General features: G+C 62.1%; 11 protein-coding genes. 3 read left to right on the top strand and 8 right to left on the bottom strand.

Going from position 1 to position 16629, the window contains the following annotated elements:
* Window positions 1-26: 26 nt before the first annotated feature.
* The 3 genes from BT125_RS25650 to BT125_RS25640 form a co-directional block, all read right to left on the bottom strand.
* Entirely contained in the window at window positions 27-2531 is a 2505-nt protein-coding gene (locus tag BT125_RS25650; RefSeq protein ID WP_072411631.1) for a TonB-dependent siderophore receptor, read from the bottom strand.
* An 85-nt stretch (window positions 2532-2616) separates the two neighbouring features.
* Window positions 2617-3618: a FecR domain-containing protein gene (locus tag BT125_RS25645; protein ID WP_072411629.1), complete on the bottom strand. Its 1002-nt coding sequence runs from the start codon at window positions 3616-3618 to the stop codon at window positions 2617-2619.
* Window positions 3608-4108: a sigma-70 family RNA polymerase sigma factor gene (locus tag BT125_RS25640; protein ID WP_072411627.1), complete on the bottom strand. Its 501-nt coding sequence runs from the start codon at window positions 4106-4108 to the stop codon at window positions 3608-3610. Before BT125_RS25640 ends, BT125_RS25645 begins: the two co-directional genes overlap by 11 nt.
* 251 nt (window positions 4109-4359) lie before the next feature.
* On the opposite strand from BT125_RS25640, the gene BT125_RS25635 reads away from it, so the two are divergent.
* Window positions 4360-6240 (top strand): methyl-accepting chemotaxis protein, encoded by a 1881-nt coding sequence (locus BT125_RS25635; RefSeq protein ID WP_072411625.1) that lies wholly within the window; start codon window positions 4360-4362, stop codon window positions 6238-6240.
* A 196-nt stretch (window positions 6241-6436) separates the two neighbouring features.
* Here BT125_RS25635 and BT125_RS25630 read toward each other — a convergent pair whose 3' ends face one another.
* From BT125_RS25630 to BT125_RS25610, 5 genes are all read right to left on the bottom strand, one after another.
* Window positions 6437-6901: an SRPBCC family protein gene (locus tag BT125_RS25630; RefSeq protein WP_072411623.1), complete on the bottom strand. Its 465-nt coding sequence runs from the start codon at window positions 6899-6901 to the stop codon at window positions 6437-6439.
* A gap of 32 nt (window positions 6902-6933) precedes the next feature.
* Window positions 6934-10368 carry a non-ribosomal peptide synthetase gene (locus BT125_RS25625; protein ID WP_072411621.1) on the bottom strand — a complete coding sequence of 1145 codons (3435 nt, stop codon included), beginning with the start codon at window positions 10366-10368 and terminating at the stop codon, window positions 6934-6936.
* A 10-nt stretch (window positions 10369-10378) separates the two neighbouring features.
* The gene (locus BT125_RS25620; protein ID WP_072411619.1) at window positions 10379-11311 is read right to left on the bottom strand and encodes a diiron oxygenase; all 933 of its coding nucleotides are present in this window, start codon (window positions 11309-11311) and stop codon (window positions 10379-10381) included.
* Window positions 11308-12084, bottom strand: a complete 777-nt coding sequence (locus tag BT125_RS25615) for a DUF3050 domain-containing protein (RefSeq protein WP_072411617.1) — start codon at window positions 12082-12084, stop codon at window positions 11308-11310. Before BT125_RS25615 ends, BT125_RS25620 begins: the two co-directional genes overlap by 4 nt.
* 683 nt (window positions 12085-12767) lie before the next feature.
* Window positions 12768-13460, bottom strand: coding sequence for a GntR family transcriptional regulator (locus BT125_RS25610; protein ID WP_072411615.1), 693 nt, complete (start codon window positions 13458-13460; stop codon window positions 12768-12770).
* A 271-nt stretch (window positions 13461-13731) separates the two neighbouring features.
* On the opposite strand from BT125_RS25610, the gene lapG reads away from it, so the two are divergent.
* Window positions 13732-14355, top strand: a complete 624-nt coding sequence (lapG, locus tag BT125_RS25605; RefSeq protein WP_370873791.1) for a cysteine protease LapG — start codon at window positions 13732-13734, stop codon at window positions 14353-14355.
* 14 nt (window positions 14356-14369) lie between these two features.
* Window positions 14370-16316, top strand: coding sequence for a cyclic di-GMP receptor LapD (lapD, locus tag BT125_RS25600; RefSeq protein ID WP_072411610.1), 1947 nt, complete (start codon window positions 14370-14372; stop codon window positions 16314-16316).
* Window positions 16317-16629 lie beyond the last annotated feature (313 nt).

Raw genomic sequence — 16629 nt, 5'->3', positions numbered from 1 at the left:
CCCTCGCCACGGGGAACGGGTGACGCTTAGAACTGGTAACTCACCGTCGCCGCCACATTGCGCTCTTCGCCCATGTAGCAATAGCTCAGGCTCGCGCACGAGGCGACGTAGCTTTCGTTCGTCAGGTTGTTCGCGTTCAGGCGCACGTCCACGCCCTTCAAGCCGACCTTGCCCAGGTCATACCCCACCGAGGCATCGAACAACGTGTAGGACGGCACCTTCATGGTGTTCTCCGCATCGGCCCAACTATAGCCGACATAGCGCACGCCGCCGCCCAGGCGCAGGCCATCGAGGGCGCCGCTGTCGAACTTGTAGTCCGCCCAGACCGAGGCCATGTGGCGCGGGGCCTGGGTCGGTGAGTTGCCCTTGTTTTCGATGATGTCGGTGGGCGTGCTGAGGGTGCTGACCATCGATTTCGAGTATTCGATGTCGGTGAAGGTGTAGCTGCCCAGCACTTTGAATTGTTCGGTCAACTGCAGGTGCGCTTCCAGCTCCAGGCCCTGGGAGCGCACGGCACCGATGGCGCGGTAGAAGTTGTCCTGGGGCAGTTTGGTCGCCAGGTTTTCCTGGTCGATGCGGAACAGCGAGGCGGTGTACAAATCATCCGTGCCCGGCGGCTGGTACTTCAACCCCAGTTCCCACTGCTTGCCATCGGTCGGCGGCAGCGGGTTGCCGGCGCTGTCGGCATAGGAGTTCGGGTTGAACGACTCGGAGTAGCTGATGTACGGCGCCAGGCCGTTATCGAACAGGTACAGCGCCCCGGCACGGCCAGTGAGCTTGGTGCGTTTGTCGTTGATCTCGGTGCCTTCCGGACGGCCGAACTCAGCGATGCGGTTCTCATCCGAGGTTTGCACCCAGTCCTGGCGCAGGCCGAGGGAGAAGCGCCACTTGTCCATTTCGATCAGGTCTTGCAGGTAGACGCCGGTCTGCTCCAGGCGCCGCAGGTAGCTGGTGGGGCTGAAGTAGCTGATGGCCGAGTTGCCGTAGACCGGGTCGAAGGCGTTGATCGGCGCCAGGCTGCCGCTGGTCCAGTCGACCACGGTTTTGCGCCGCTGATAGTCGGCGCCCATCAGTACGGTGTGCTGGGTGGCGCCAGTGAAGAATTCGGCTTGCAGCATGTTATCGACAATGAAGGAATGGAGCTTTTCTTCGGCACCGGTGTAGTAGCGGTTCAGCTCGTTGCTGGTGGGCGTGGTCCAGTCGTAGGCATAGACCTGATCGTTGGTGACCTTGGAGTCCAGGTAACGGAAGTTCTGCCGGGCGGTGAAGACATCGTTGAAACGATGTTCGAATTGGTAGCCGAACGACTGTTGGTCACGCTCATAGCGGTCGATACCGGGTTCGCCTTCGAAGAAGTGCTCGGAAATCCGCTGGCCGTTGCGCTGATGCAAGGTGCCGTTGGCCGGCATGCCTCCGTGGTAGCCGCCGTCGGGGTCATGCTGCAGGTAGGTTTGCAGGGTCAGCGAGGTGTCCTCGCTGAAGTCGATGTTCACCGTGGGGGCGAGGGCGAAGCGTTTTTCCTTGTTGTGGTCGAACTGGGTGTCGGAGCTGTCCGCCAGGCCGATCAGGCGATAGGTGACGCGTTTTTCGTCATCCACCGGGCCGCTGAAGTCGAAGCCCATGCCGCGTTGGCCTTGGGTGCCGACCGTGGCCTGGATCTGGTGATAGGCCTCGTACAGCGGCTTCTTGCTGGTCAGCGCCACCAGGCCGCCCGGCGAACTGCGGCCGTAGAGCACCGAGGACGGGCCCTTGAGAATGTCGACTCGCTCCAGGAAGTACGGATCGACCTGCATGGAGCTGTAGGTGCCGCTGTCACCCATGGACTTGAGGCCGTCGAGGTAGATGTTATCCACCGAGCCGTCGTTGAAGCCGCGCATCGCCACATAGTCGTAGCGGTGGGTGGCGCCGTAGGGGTTGGTCAGCACGCCGGGGGTGTAGCGCATGGCCTGGGACACGGTTTGCGCGCCCTGGTCGTCCATTTGTTCGCGGGTGACCACCGACACGCTCTGGGAGGTTTCCCGCAGGGCGGTACTGGTCTTGGTGGCGACCTGGCTGTGGGTCGCGTTGTAGCCTTCCATGCTGCCCAACGCGTTACCCAGGGAGAAGCCCTTGATGTCGGTGCTCGGCAATTCCAGTGTGCTGCCAGCCGTCTCGGTCTGCAGCACGTAACTGCTGCCATCCTGGCTGACGGCAACCAATCCTGAGCCGCTGAGCAACTGCCTCAGAGCCTGGTCGGGCGAATACTCGCCCTTGAGCCCCGGGGACTGGACGCCGCCGGTTTGCGCCGGGGTGCTTGCCAGGGTGATCCCGGCCTGGCGGGCGAACTGGTTCAGCACATCGCTCAATGGGCCCGGGGCTATGTTGTAGCTCTGATGGCTGGCGGTCACGCCGTTTTGTGCGGCCAACGTGAGCATCGGCACGACGCTGACGCCCAGTGCCGTGGAGAACAGCGCGGCATGAATCGCCTGGCGCAACAGGCGCGGTTGCGAAGAGAAGCCGAAGGGGTTCTTGAGAAGTACGCGCTCAGTCATTGTAGGTTCCGTAGGAGTCGCTGAAGGCAGATAAGGGTTGCTTACTGTCCTAGCCGGACGCCGGCCTGAAACCCGCCAAAAAAAATCAAGCCAGGCGTTCCACCGTGATCCACCAACGGGTTCGATAGCGCAACTGTACCGGGAGCGTGCGGGGCAGGACGGCCAGCAATTTGTCGGTGTCCTCCAAGCGGAACACCCCCGACAGGCGCAGGTCGGCGATCGACGGCGCGCAGTGCAGATAGCCCGGGCGGTAGCGTCCTACTTCATTGAGGAAGTCTTCCAGGCGCATGTTGCGCGTGATGATCAAGCCGTCGGCCCAGGCGCCTGCGTCCATGTCCAGCGGCGGTGCCAGGGCCGCTGTCGATGCAGTGACCAGATAGCTTTGTCCGGCCTCGACCTGGATGGGCGGGCCATCGCTGCTGGGGTGCGAACGGATGACGACGTGTCCGCTGGTGACGCTCAAGCGTGTGCAATCGCTGTCCTGGCGCACGACGAAGCGCCCCTCCAGCCCTTCGAACAGGCCATGCCTGCTTTTCACCAGCAGCGGCCGCCCCGGGTCGCGGCCACAGGTGACCATGATTTCGCCGCGGGCCAGGGTAATCAGGCGCTGCCGGGCGCTGAAGTCCAGGTCGGCGGCGCTGTGCGTATTGAGCTCAAGCCGCGTGCCGTCCGGCAACTGGAAACCTCGGCGTTCACCGGTGGCGGTGGCGAAGTCAGCGCTCCACGCTTGCCAGCCCAGGTCCTTGCCCAGCCAAGCCGCGCCGCTCATCACGGCGATGCCCGACAGAAACTTTAGAGCCTGGCGACGACTGAGGCGCTGGGCACTGTTTTCCAGGGTGTCCAGGGCGATATGGGCACCGGGCACCGCCCGCAGGTTCGAGGTCAATTCGCTGTGCAGCGATTGCACCCGTTGCCAGGCCAGTTCGTGTTCAGGGTGGGCGGCGCGCCAGGTGTCGCACTCTTGGCGCAGGGTCGGGTGAGCGGTGTGATTGCGCAGGCGCAACAGCCAGTTGATCGCCTGCCTGACCACCTGTTGCGACGGGCCGTTGCGGCGGCTCTGCAAGTGTTCCGCCAGCTCAGCTTTCATAGCGCAACACATAGCAGTGGTACAGCGCATCGGCGACGTAGCGCTCCACCGAGCGCAACGAGATGCCCATCTGTTCGGCGATCTGCTTGTACGTCAGGCCTTCGCACTGGGCCAACAGAAAAGCCCTGCGCACTTTCGGCTTGAGACCTTCGAGCATCCTGGCAATGGCTTCGAGCAGTTCCAGGATCAAGGCCTGGGCTTCAGCGCCTGGGGTTTCGGTTTCGGGCAGGTGAGCGATGGTTTCCAGGTAGGCGCGTTCGATTTCCGCTCGCCGCCAATGGTCGATCACTAGGCCTTGGGCGATGGTGCGCAAAAAGGCGCGTGGGGTCCGAAGCTCCAGGCGTTCGCTACGCTGCAACAGGCGCACGAAGGTGTCCTGGCCCAGGTCCGCCGCGTCGGCGGCATTGCCCAGCCGGGTGCGCAGCCACGTATTGAGCCAGCCGTGATGCCGGCTGTAGAGCGCCTGTACTGCAAACTCGGGAGATGACATGGACGCGACGGCCTGGATGTTACAAATGATAATAGGTCGCATTGTCATCATCGCCCGGCGAATTTGCAACCACCGTTCGCCTGCCTTGTCCTCCCGTCGTCTATTTCTTCGAATCCCTAATTATTTGTACAGGCTTGCCGACAGACTGATATGCGTGCACCAAAGTGGAGCGGATTGACAACCGCCCGCGCTGTATATGGAACGTTGCAATCTGGAATGCACCCCCACTCCTTGCATAAGAAGCCCCATAGATGAATCTAAAGTTCAGCCACAAAATCCTTCTCGCCGCCTCTGGTGTGGTGGTTCTGGCTTTTGCCCTGTTCACGCTCTACAACGATTATTTGCAGCGCAACACCATTGGCCGCAGCCTTGAATCGTCCATCGAGCAATCCGGCGACCTGACGGCCAGCAGCATTCAGAACTGGATGAGTGGCCGGATACTGGTGTTGGAAAACCTGGCGCAAAACATCGCGCATCAGGGGGCGACTGCCGATTTGCCGGGGTTGGTCGACCAACCGGCGCTGACGTCGAACTTCCAGTTCACTTATGTGGGCCAGGCCAATGGTGTGTTTACCCAACGGCCTGACGCGAAAATGCCTGACGGCTACGACCCGCGTCAGCGCCCTTGGTACAAACAGGCGGTGACCGCCGATAAAACCATGCTGACCCCGCCTTATCTGGCGGCGGTGGGTGGCCTGGTGGTGACCGTTGCCCTGCCGGTGAAGCACAACGGCGAACTGCTCGGTGTGGTGGGCGGCGACTTGAGCCTGGAAACCCTGGTGAAAATCATCAACTCCGTGGACTTCGGTGGTATCGGCCATGCGTTCCTGGTGAGCGGCGACGGTCAGGTGATCGTCAGCCCGGACAAAGACCAGGTGATGAAGAACCTCAAGGACATCTACCCCGGCACCCCGGTGCGCATTGGCAAGGGTATCCAGGAGGTTGAGCTGAATGGGAAGGACCGCATTCTTTCGTTCACCCCGGTGGCGGGCCTGCCGAATGCTGAGTGGTACATCGGTCTGTCGATCGACAAGGCCAAGGCCTACGCACCGTTGAGCCAGTTCCGTACGTCGGCGTTGATTGCGATGTTCGTCGCGGTGGCGGCCATTGCGTTGCTGCTGAGCATGCTGATCCAGGTATTGATGCGCCCGTTGACCACCATGGGGCGCGCCATGCAGGACATAGCCCAGGGCGAGGGCGATCTGACCCGGCGCCTGGTGGTGCAGGGCAAAGATGAGTTCGCGGTGCTGGGTGGTTCGTTCAACCAGTTCGTGGAGCGGATTCATGCGTCGATCTCGGAAGTGTCTTCCGCTACCCGCCAGGTGCATGACCTGTCGCAGCGGGTGATGACCTCGTCCAACGCTTCGCTCGTCGGCTCGGATGAACAGAGTGCCCGCACCAACAGCGTGGCTGCGGCCATCAACCAGTTGGGCGCCGCGACCCAGGAAATCGCCCGTAATGCCGCCGATGCCTCGCAGCATGCCAGCGGTGCCAGCGAACAGGCCGATGACGGTCGCCAGGTGGTGGAAAAAACCATCCAGGCCATGACCGAGCTGTCGCAGAAGATCAGCCTCTCGTGCACCCAGATCGAAACCCTGAACGCCAGCACCGACAACATCGGGCACATCCTGGACGTGATCAAGGGCATCTCCCAGCAAACCAACCTGCTGGCCCTGAACGCTGCCATCGAAGCGGCCCGTGCTGGCGAAGCCGGGCGCGGTTTTGCGGTGGTGGCCGATGAAGTGCGCAACCTGGCGCACCGTACCCAGGAGTCGGCGGAAGAAATCCACAAGATGATCACCTCGCTGCAAGTCGGCTCCCGTGAAGCGGTAACCACGATGAACGCCAGTCAGACCTCCAGCGAAGAAAGCGTGGAAGTGGCCAACCAGGCCGGCCTGCGGTTAATCAGCGTGACGCAGCGCATTGGTGAAATCGACGGCATGAACCAGTCGGTGGCCGCCGCGACCGAAGAACAGACCGCCGTGGTCGAAACCCTCAACATGGACGTCAGCCACATCAACCTGCTGAACCAGCAAAGCGTGGCCAACCTCAATGAAACCCTGAAGGATTGCGATGCCTTGTCCCAACAGGCCAATCGACTGAAGCAACTGGTGGACAGCTTCAAGATCTGACCTCAGTCGCAAGCCGAGCCACCGCCATCGCGAGCAAGCTCGCTCCCACAGGGGATTGGCGGTGAGCCTGGATCTTGGGGTCACGCCAACTCAATGTGGGAGCGAGCTTGCTCGCGATGACGTCGGTACAGCCACCATCATCGCCATCAGACCCACCGCCTTCGCGAGCAAGCCCGCTCCCACTAGGGACTGGTGCTTACTTGAACATCTCCTGCACATTTCCCATCGCCGCATCGGCGAAGCCTTGGAGGAAATCTCTGAAGCCTGACGGGGTGTGGGCGTCGGTGTGGTCGGCGATGATGGTCCAGGTGGCGCGGCAGCGGTTGCCCGCCAGGGGTTCGACGCGCATGGCCGCCCATAGGTTGTCGATGCCCAGGGTGTTGTAGATCAGCGTCCAGCTCATGTGCATGGCCTGGTCGTCACGGCTGTTGAGTTGTTCCACCACCAGGTTCTGACCATCGCGGAAGAATTTCTTGCGCAGGGACCTCACGCCCTCGCCGGTCATTTCGATGTGTTCCAGGGCCGGGATGAAACGGTTGAATCCGCCAAAATCACCCACCACGTCCCAGACGCGCGCCGCGTCGGCCGTGACCTCCACCGAGGTTTCGACCTGGCAGGCGTGGGGGTTTTTGATCAGGGTGTCGGGTTGAAATGCAGTCATGGTCTTGCTCCTTGCTTTGGGTTGAGGGTGTTTCAAATGAAGTCGATGGCCTTGAGGTAGTCGGCGCCGCGACGTAGCAGGGCCGGCGACTTTTCCGGGTAGCTGGCGCCCATCTGCCGCACGCCGGCACGGGCGTTGTCGTGGCTGATCAGCGAGATGTCGCCGATGTCTTCCTCGAAGCCGTTGAGGTAGAAACCCAGCACGCCAAACAACGCATTGTCGGCATCGACCCGCGCCAGTTGCCGTTGCCACTCGGCGACGCTCACCAGCGAAAATTCCCGGCCGCTGTCGCGGAACGACGCGACGTAAGCGTCCCAGCTCAAAGGCTGCGGGTTGTGCAGGTTGAACACCGCTTGGGTGGGCTGGTAGCGGCTGGCGTGGAAGGCAATGAAGCGGGCCAGGAAGTCCACTGGCATCAGGTCGAAATTGAGTGACAGGTCTGGCACCTGGCCGAGCTGGATCGAGCCCTTGAGCATCAACATCAAGCGATTCTTGTGGGGCTGACAGACCCCGGTCAGGCTGTTGAAGCTGATGTTGCCGGGGCGGAACAGATTGACCCACACCCCGCGGTCACGGGCCCGTTGCAGGATCCGTTCGCCGACCCATTTGGACAGGTTGTAGCCGTTCTTGATGTAGATCGGCGGCGTCTCGGCGGCAGGCTGTTCCAGCACCTGGCCATTGGCGTCCAGGGCACTGGAGGCGGACAGCGTGGAGACGAAATTGAAGATTTTCTTGCTGCGCCCTTCACACAGGCGCAGGCATTCGAAAATCGGCTCGACGTTGTCCCGTGCCAACGACGCGTAGTCGAGTACATGGTTGACGTGGGCCGCGTTGTGCACCAGCGCGCCGAACGTGCTGTCGATGCGGGCATAGACGTCGTCCGGCAAACCCAATTGCGGTTGGGTGATGTCGGCGGCGTACACGCTGACGCGATCGAGGTCCAGATGGGTCAGGTGATTGTCCCGCAGGGCCTGGGAGAAACGTTCGGCCGCGCTGTGTTCGGCGCTCGCGCGCACCAGGCACGCGACTTCGGTGGCGCCCCAGGCCAGCAGCGCTTCGACGATGTGCACGCCGAGAAAGCTGTTGGCACCGGTCACCACCACCTTGTGCACATCGCCGCATTGGCTGATGGGCAGAGGATCGAGGTGGAGCTCGGCCTCGGCATCGATGAAAGCTTGGGGGCTGAGGATCGATGCGCTGCTGTGTTCCGGGTCGTCCAGCAGCTTCGCCAAGGTCATCAGTGTCGGCGCTTCGATGAAGCGGTTGATCGACAGACTGCGGCCGAATACCTGACGGATGCTCAGCAGCAGTCGCGACAGCAGGATCGAGTGCCCGCCCAGGTTGAAGAAGCTCTCGTCGGTGGCAATGTCCTCGATTGGCAATTCAAGCAGCTCGGCCCACAGTTGCTGCAGTTGTGTTTCCAGGGCGTTCTGCGGCTGGCGCCGTTGGCCGTCGGCGTGCACCTGCACCGCCATGGCGAGCAATGCCCGGCGATCGACCTTGCCGTTGCTGGTGTAGGGCAGGCTGGGCAATTCGACGTAGGCCGCCGGGTGCATGTAGCTGGGCAAACTGTTCTGCACATGCTCGCGCAGCGCCTGGAGGGCCGCGCCGGGGTGTGCTTGTTCGGGGTGAACCAGGAACGCCAGGATCCGCCGCTTTTCATCGACCCCCACCGCCACCTGGCGAAACAGCTGGCTGTCGCGCAGGCAGTGTTCGATTTCCTCGGGCTCGACCCGAAAACCGCGGATCTTCACTTGGTTATCACGGCGGCCACACAGTTCGATGCCGTTGTCGGTCCACTGGCCGATATCGCCGGTGCGATAGACCCGCAGCGCTTGCCCGGTGGGCAGCGTCAGGTCGAGGTAACGCGTCGCGGTCAGCGCAGGATCGTTCAGATAGCCGAGACCGACGCCCGGGCCGGCGATGTACAACTCGCCGGGGACACCTTGGGGAACCGGTTGCAATTGTTCGTCCAGGATCAGGACCCGGCCATTGGCGATGGGCACGCCGAGGTTGCGGTTGTTGTCGCCGACACCGAACTGGCGTGTGGTCGCCAGCACCGTGGTTTCGGTCGGGCCGTAGATGTTGTGGAACTGGCATTGTGGCGCGAGCTGCTCGATCACGAACGGCTCGCAGACATCGCCCCCGGTGATCAGGTGCGTCAGGCCCAGCGGCATGTCCAGGGGCATGTCCAGGGGCATGACGCTCAGCAGCGCAGGCGGCAAAAAGGCATGGCTGACGTGCTGCTGGTGAATCAACGCGACCAATTGCTGCGGGTCGCGGCGCTGGTCTTCGCTGGGCACCACCAGCAGGGCGCCGTGGATGAAGGTCGGCAGGATATCCAGCAGCGACGCGTCAAAGTTGATGGTGGAAAACTGCAACGCCCGGCTGTCGCGCCGCAACCCGACGTAATCGCTGTACCAGGCACAGAAATGGCTGAGATTGCGGTGGCTGAGCAACACACCTTTGGGCTGGCCGGTGGTGCCAGAGGTGTAGATCGCCACGGCCGGCTCGTCGATGTTCACCACGCGCCGGATCAGCGAGGCCGGGATGCCGGGCTTGGGCGCTGGCAGTTGATGGACATTCAGCGTTGGCAGCGAGAGGTCGCCGAGGTCGCTGTTGCCGTCGTGCAGCAGCAGGTCCGCCTGGGCATTGTCCAGGACAAAGCGTCGACGTTGCGCCGGGTGTTGCGGGTCCAGCGGCAGGTACACCGCGCCGCAACCCAGCACCGCGAGGATCGCTGCGTATAGGTGTGCGGACTTGGGCAGGCACACGCCGATCACCAACGGGCGGTCGGTCGCCGGGCCTAGGCGGGCGAGCATGGCCTGTTGCAACCCCAGCGCCAGGCGGCGCAAGGATTTGTAGTCGATGAAATGCCCATCGACCCACAAGGCTGGTTGCGTGGCGTCATCGAGCAGGCGCTGTTCGATGCTGTGCATCACCGGCACGTCGGCGGCGGCCAACAGCCAGGGCACTGCCGGCCGATTGAGGCCGTGCTCGAAGGCCAGCGGCTCCAGCGCATCGAGCCCGAGCAGGGGCGGGTCGACAGCGTCAGCGTGCACCGTTGGCCAGTGATCGAAACAGGTTTCGTCCCGGGATAACTGGCTGACCAGCCGTGCGCCGGTCTCGACCAGCGTCGCCAGCGTACGCAGGCGCAAGGACTGGCCATTGCCATCGTGTTGCGGCGCGATCGCTTCCTGGCACAACAGCCGCTGCGCACTGTCGCGAAAAACCAGCACCGGTTGCGGCAATGCTTCACCGGGCAGCGTGCACAGCGCCACGCGGACCTGGAGGCATGAACGGGCTTCAATGGCTCGCGGTGTCGTCCCGTCGTCGATCAACAGGTCGACCGCGTCGTGGTCGGCTGGCGAGTGCCGAACCACTGCGTGGCCGTGCAGCTCCAGTTCCCGGGCCAGTTCGGTCATGGCCTGGCTGGTGCCAGGCACTGCAATGTCGAGGCGTCTCATCGAAAGGTCCTCATGGGGTCAGGTAATCGGCAAGGGCGTCGCGTACGCAGGGGGACGCGAGCATCGAGCTGCCGCGGAAAAAGCGCGTGATGTTGCCCACCAACGGGTGAAAACGATTGATGGGGTACGCCAGCGCACTGGCGTCTTCACGCAGCGACTGGCGTACCGATTCGTCGACGGGCAGGTGTGCGATCAGCTCGAAGTCGAATGCTTGTTGCAGGTCGCTCGCCAGGTACTGGGCGATGAAACCGGGCATCAAGCGCGCGATCGCCGCGCGATCCTCTTCGGGCGCGGTGCGCCAGTAGATCTGCACCAGTCGCGTCCAGAAACCGGAGTGCCGGCCCTCGTCGAGCAAGTGATCGGCCATCAACCCCTTGATCGAGGCCTTGACCGAATCGTCCCGGGCGAAGGCGGCCACCTCGTTGGTCACGGTGTTCTCGGCAATGGCGATGCAGATCAGCTCCACGGCGCTGAGCAAATGCTCCGGCGCTCGGGCCAGGGTCGCCGGTATGGCGCGGCTGAGTTCAATCTGCCCAGGCAATGGGATGGGCTCGATGCCGGTCATGTCGATGGTCTGCTGCATGAAGTCCATCGCCACCAGCGCGTGGTAATCCTCGTCCACCACCACGGTCATCGCGTCGTAGCGGCAGGCGAACGGGAATTCGATGCCGAAGCGGTTCTTGGCGATGCGCCGGGCGGTGTGGTCCACCAGTTCGGTCTCGAAAATCACCACGTCGTTGATGAACTTGTAGAGGCTCTGCACCAGCACAAAGTCCCGCAGTTGCGCACAGTGGCTGAGGAAGGTCTGGCTGTGCACCAGCGGTTGGCGGCTCATGGGGAAGATCAGCTTGTCGTCGTCTTCGACCCGGCGCCGTGGTCGAGTACGGATCGTGGCGCGGCTTTCCCAGGCATCGGCGAAGGATTGGTAGGGGATGGCGTTCATGGCATCACCTGCGCAACCGGTTGGGTCATGCTCTGGCGCAGGCCGTCCCACAAGGCCGCGCGGCTGTGGACGGCGGCGAGCGCGGCGGCCAGCACTTCGGTTTCCCGCTGCGGGTCGCCATCGATCAGCCGTGCCAACAGTTTTTCCGCTGCCGGCCCGTGGTCTTCGGAATCGACTTCGATGTGCCGTTGCAGGTAGTAACGAAAGGTCGGTGCCTGATCCAGGCCAATGCCCCAGGCGTCCAACATTCGCTGGAACATCTGCGGGATGACACTCTCGCGACCATGCACGAAGGCGGCGGCCACGCTGTGGGCCGGGGCGTGCAGGGCGGTGTGCAAGGTCTGGCGGACGAACCGCGCCGCCGCCGGCTCGACCTCGACACTGTCCAGCGCGGTCTCGGGGCTGACGCCTTCCTGCTGCAAGGTGATGAACTGCTCGATGGCGCGGGTATCGGCGCCGATTTCCCGCATGGCGTCCAGGTACAGTTCGAAATGGCTGCAATAGCCGGCGCCGGGGCGGTCATCCGACTCTTCCCCCAGCACGATCTCATTGATCAAGCGGGCCGCGTGGGGGTCGGCCGGCGGCAGCCAGGGCAGGCGGACACAGGTGAGCTCGCGTTGCAGGCGCTTGGTCAGCGACATGAAGTCCCAGACGGCAAAGACATGGCTTTCCATAAAACGGCGTAACAGATCGATTGATGTAATCTCGGAAAAAACCGGATGTTGGCCAAGTTCGTGTTTTTTGAGAGATAGTTGTTCTTTGGATGGCTGCATTGGAACGTCCTCATCAATGATGTTTTGTTCGGGGGCGGCTCGTTAGTTAGTGAAGGCGAGCGGGTGCCTGAACCGAAATCCATGAATTGCCAAAGTGGCTTGAGCATTCTCTTTAGATCGTGCTTTCGGCTTGCGATGCCCTTGTTTGCTTGGGTTTTAGCAAGTCTGAACGGCCGACAGTAACGCGGCGAATAAAAAACTAATACACGGAACAAGTAAGCGGCAAGTACTTTTTTAATTATTTAAAGTTGAAGTTTTATTGGGCGCGAAGAAGGGTTTTAAAACTTTTAATATAAGTTTTATTGGGGCGAAGAAGCTCCTTCCGATTTAGCGGTATCAGAATCGAATAGTTCGAGTGAATGCCTCACTCGGAGCACTTCAGGGATCGGGGAGTAAGGAAGTTTTATGTTATGGGCAGGACGTCGGTCGGACATCCGATCATCCCGCCGGTTGGACGACGCTCCTTGCGTATTGGCTTCGATTCGCCTGGCCTCAGCCAGGCGTTGACTTCTTCAGGTCTGTTTTGAATCGACAAGCGCAAGAGTGAGCCCAAATCGATGGCAGTGCCATTGAACTGATGGGGCGACGAGACGCGGCCACGGCCAGGCCGCGCCGCGCTGGCGACAAGTGAGTCGGAAGGATATGTAAGAAATTTTTACGCCGGATGGAGCGCCGACGTGGGATCACAGCTTCGGCGGCTGTTCCAAGTACCGGCGCATGGTGACAGAGGCTTTTTCCAGATGCAGTTCCAGCAGTGCGATCGCTTTATCGATGTCTTTGGCCCGCGCGGCCTCGAGCAGCGCGCGATGATCGTCCTGGCTCAACTTGCCCAGGCCCATGGACGACAGATGAAAGCGCAGGAAGCGCTCCTCTTCATTGAGCTCGCGCTCGATCAGGTCCAGCAATTTGCCGTTGGGTGCCTTGTGATAAAGCGACATGTGGAACAGCCGGTTGAGCTTGCCGATCTCGGCGTGGTTGGTTTCCGTTTCCAGCTGTTCGATGTACTGGTAGGCCAGTGCCAGGTCGCTGTCATCGAGCAAGGGAATGGACAGGCGCAAGGCGAAAGACTCCAGGACCGAACGCAGGGCATAGGTTTCTACTGCATTGTTGGTGATCAACGGTGCCACGACGGCACCTTTGTGCTGAACCACATTGAGCAGCGACTGCGCTTCGAGCTGGCGCAACGCCTCGCGCACCGGCATGCGACTCACGCCGAACAGGTCGGCCAGTTCCTGCTGGCGCAGGGCGGTACCGCAAGGCAAGCGTCCATCGAGGATGGCCTCGCGCAGAGACCCTTCGATGATCGAGCGTGCCTGGTCAGCGGGAATGGGACCGTTGATCTGGATAGTGCTAAGCGGCTTGGGCTTCTGTGTCACGACAACGCACCCTGATTGGTAGTAGAAATTGGATCCAGGCTCACGTTAGTTACAGGTTGGCGAGACGTCAAAGTCTCTCGACCGGAGGTTCCTGAACTAAAGTTTAGTCTGCCTGCGGTGATTGCACCTTGCCATTGTCTTTTGGTGGGCCAGGCGTCACCATCCAACGAATTTCCAACGACCCTTTTCGGACGTATTTCCCTTGGCTGCACCGTTCCCTGTCCTCAGGTCCTTGCGCTGGCTGTGTTCGGCATTGTTGCTGGCCGGCCTGATGCTGGGCGGCCTGCGGGCCGACTGGGACTTTGCGCAGATCAGCCGGCGGGCGCAAGCGTTATATGGCCCGCTGGGCGAAGGGCAGCAACGGATCGACGCGTGGCAGCAATTGCTGGCGACCCAGAAACAGATCCCGGAACTGGAACAGCTCAAGGTGGTGAACCTGTTTTTCAACAAACAGGTGCGCTACGTGGAAGACATCGACCTGTGGCGTGAAGTCGATTATTGGGAAACGCCGATCCAGGCCCTGTGGAAAGGCGCCGGCGACTGTGAAGACTACGCCATCGCCAAGTATTTCAGCCTGCGCCATCTCGGGGTGTCCAGTGACAAGCTGCGCATCACCTACGTCAAGGCCTTGCGGCAGAACCGTGCCCACATGGTGCTCACCTATTACGCCACGCCCGAGGCGATGCCGCTGGTGCTCGACAGCCTGATCGACGGGATCCTGCCGGCCAGCCAGCGAACCGACTTGCTCCCGGTCTACTCTTTCAATGCCGAAGGGCTGTGGCTGCCGGGCGCCAAGGGCAATAAGAAAGTGGGTGACACCAAGCGCCTGTCCCGGTGGCAGGATGTATTGAAAAAAATGCAGGCCGAAGGTTTTCCGGTCGAGACGACTAACTAGGAGCGCGCGCTCAGATGTCCTTGTTCAAACAGCTGTTGATCGCTATCTGTCTGTTCCTGGTGGTTGCCTTCAGTGGCAGCTTCATGGTCAGCCTGGAGAGCTCACGGGCCCAGTACGTCAACCAATTGCGCTCCCACGCCCAGGACGCGGCCACGGCGCTGGCGCTGTCGTTGACGCCGAACATCGACGACCCGGCGATGGTGGAGTTGATGGTCAGCTCGATCTTCGACAGCGGCTACTACGCGACCATCCGCGTGGTCGACGTGGCCACCGACAAGACCCTGGTCGAGCGCACCGGCACGCCGGACGCTGGCAGCGTGCCGCAATGGTTCGTCAAGCTGATCGGCCTGGAACCGGCCGGTGGCGACGCCATCGTCAGTCGCGGCTGGGAGCAGGCGGCGCGGGTCGAAGTGATCAGCCACCCAATGTTCGCCCTTGCCAAGCTGTGGCAGAGCGCGTTGGGCAGCCTGGGCTGGCTGTTGCTGTGTGGCGCCGTGAGCGCGGTGCTGGGGGCCTTGCTGCTGCGTCGCCAACTCAAGCCGCTGGACTACATGGTGCATCAGTCCCATGCCATCGCCCGACGTGAGTTCCTGAGCCTGCCAGAACTGCCGCGCACGCCTGAACTGCGGCGTGTGGTGCAGGCGATGAACCAGATGGTCGAGAAGCTCAAGGCGCTGTTCCAGGAGCAGGCCGAGCGCAGTGAGAAACTGCGGGTCGAGTCCTACCAGGACACCCTCACGGGCCTGGCCAATCGGCGCTATTTCGAAATGCAGCTCAACGCCCGGGTGAGCAACCCGGAGCAGGCCAGTTCCGGTTATCTGCTGTTGCTGCGGGTCAAGGACCTGGCCGGTTTGAACCAGCGGTTGGGCGGGCAGCGCACCGACCAGTTGCTCCAGGCCGTGGGCGAGCAATTGCAGCGTGAATGCGCCCGCTACCCGGAGACCCTCAACCTGGTCACGCGTATTCGCGGTGGCGAGTTCGCGGTGCTGGCCCCCGGGCTGGTGCGCGAGGAGGCGCTGCAACTGGCGCAGAACCTCGAAGCCGCCCTGGCGAGCCTGCACGCCACCGGCGCGACTGACGTGGCGTCGGTGGCCTCCATCGGGTTGGCGCCGTTCGTCCATGGCGACTCTCCGCAAGCGGTGCTCCAGCTTGGCGATCAGGCCCTGGCCCAGGCCGAAAGCCAGGGCGAACCGGGTTGGGCCTGCCTGGACCACAGTGCCTCGGCCAGCGTCGGCGACGATCACCATGCCTGGCACACCTTGCTCGATCAGGCTTTGAGTCATCAGCGCTTCGAGCTGTACTTCCAGCCGGTGGTAGCGGCCCAGGACACCCAGGTAGTGCTGCATTACAAAGTGTTGTCGCGGCTGCTGGACGAGCAGGGCCAGACCATCCCCGCCGGGCGTTTCCTGCCCTGGTTGGAGCGTTTCGGCTGGACCGCGCGTCTGGATCGTCTGATGCTTGAACAGGTGCTTGAGCAGATGGCCGGGCACGAACAAGCCCTGGCACTGAATCTGTCCTCCGCGACCCTGGCCGATCCTCAGGCGCTGAACAAAGTCTTTGAAATCCTGCGGGCCCATTCCAACCTTGGGTCGCGCTTGACCCTGGAGATTGGCGAAGAGCAACTGCCGGAGCAGGCCGTGCTGGAGCAGTTGACCCGGCGTCTGCGCGAACTTGGCTTCTCCTTGAGCCTGCAGCGCTTTGGTGGGCGCTTCAGCATGATCGGCAACTTGTCGCGGCTGGGGTTGGCTTACTTGAAAATCGATGGCAGTTACATTCGTGCCATTGATCAGGAAAGTGATAAGCGTTTGTTCATCGAGGCGATCCAGCGGGCGGCCCACAGTATTGATTTGCCGTTGATTGCCGAGCGGGTGGAGACGGAGGGGGAGTTGGCGGTGATTCGGGAGATGGGGTTGTTTGGGGTGCAGGGGCAGTTGGTTGGGGAGCCTCGGCGTTGGGGGTGAGGCTTGTTGGCGAAGCGGTCTATAGCCTTTTGACTGAGTACATATCCATTGCTGCGGTAACGGCCACTTAGGGTTCCGCCCTTACGGCGGGTCACTTTTGGCAAACGCCCGGAATGCCGGCCCAGCCAAAAGTAACCAAAAGGTCTTAGCCCCACCACTCGGCACCTCGCCTAGGCTCGGTGTGCCCGAACGCAGGCATTGTTCCGTGGGCCCGCCGCGAAGGGCCATCCATGGCCCAGCGCGGCTATCCCGGCATCCATGCCGGGATGCCCACTCCACAATGCCTGCGTTCGGCCAGCGTGGTTAACGGGGC

This window comes from Pseudomonas sp. NFACC04-2, assembly GCF_900119265.1.
In the GTDB taxonomy this organism is placed as follows: domain Bacteria; phylum Pseudomonadota; class Gammaproteobacteria; order Pseudomonadales; family Pseudomonadaceae; genus Aquipseudomonas; species Aquipseudomonas fluorescens_AA.
Note: the sequence above shows the minus strand (reverse complement) of the source record. Positions and strands in the feature narration are given on the sequence as shown.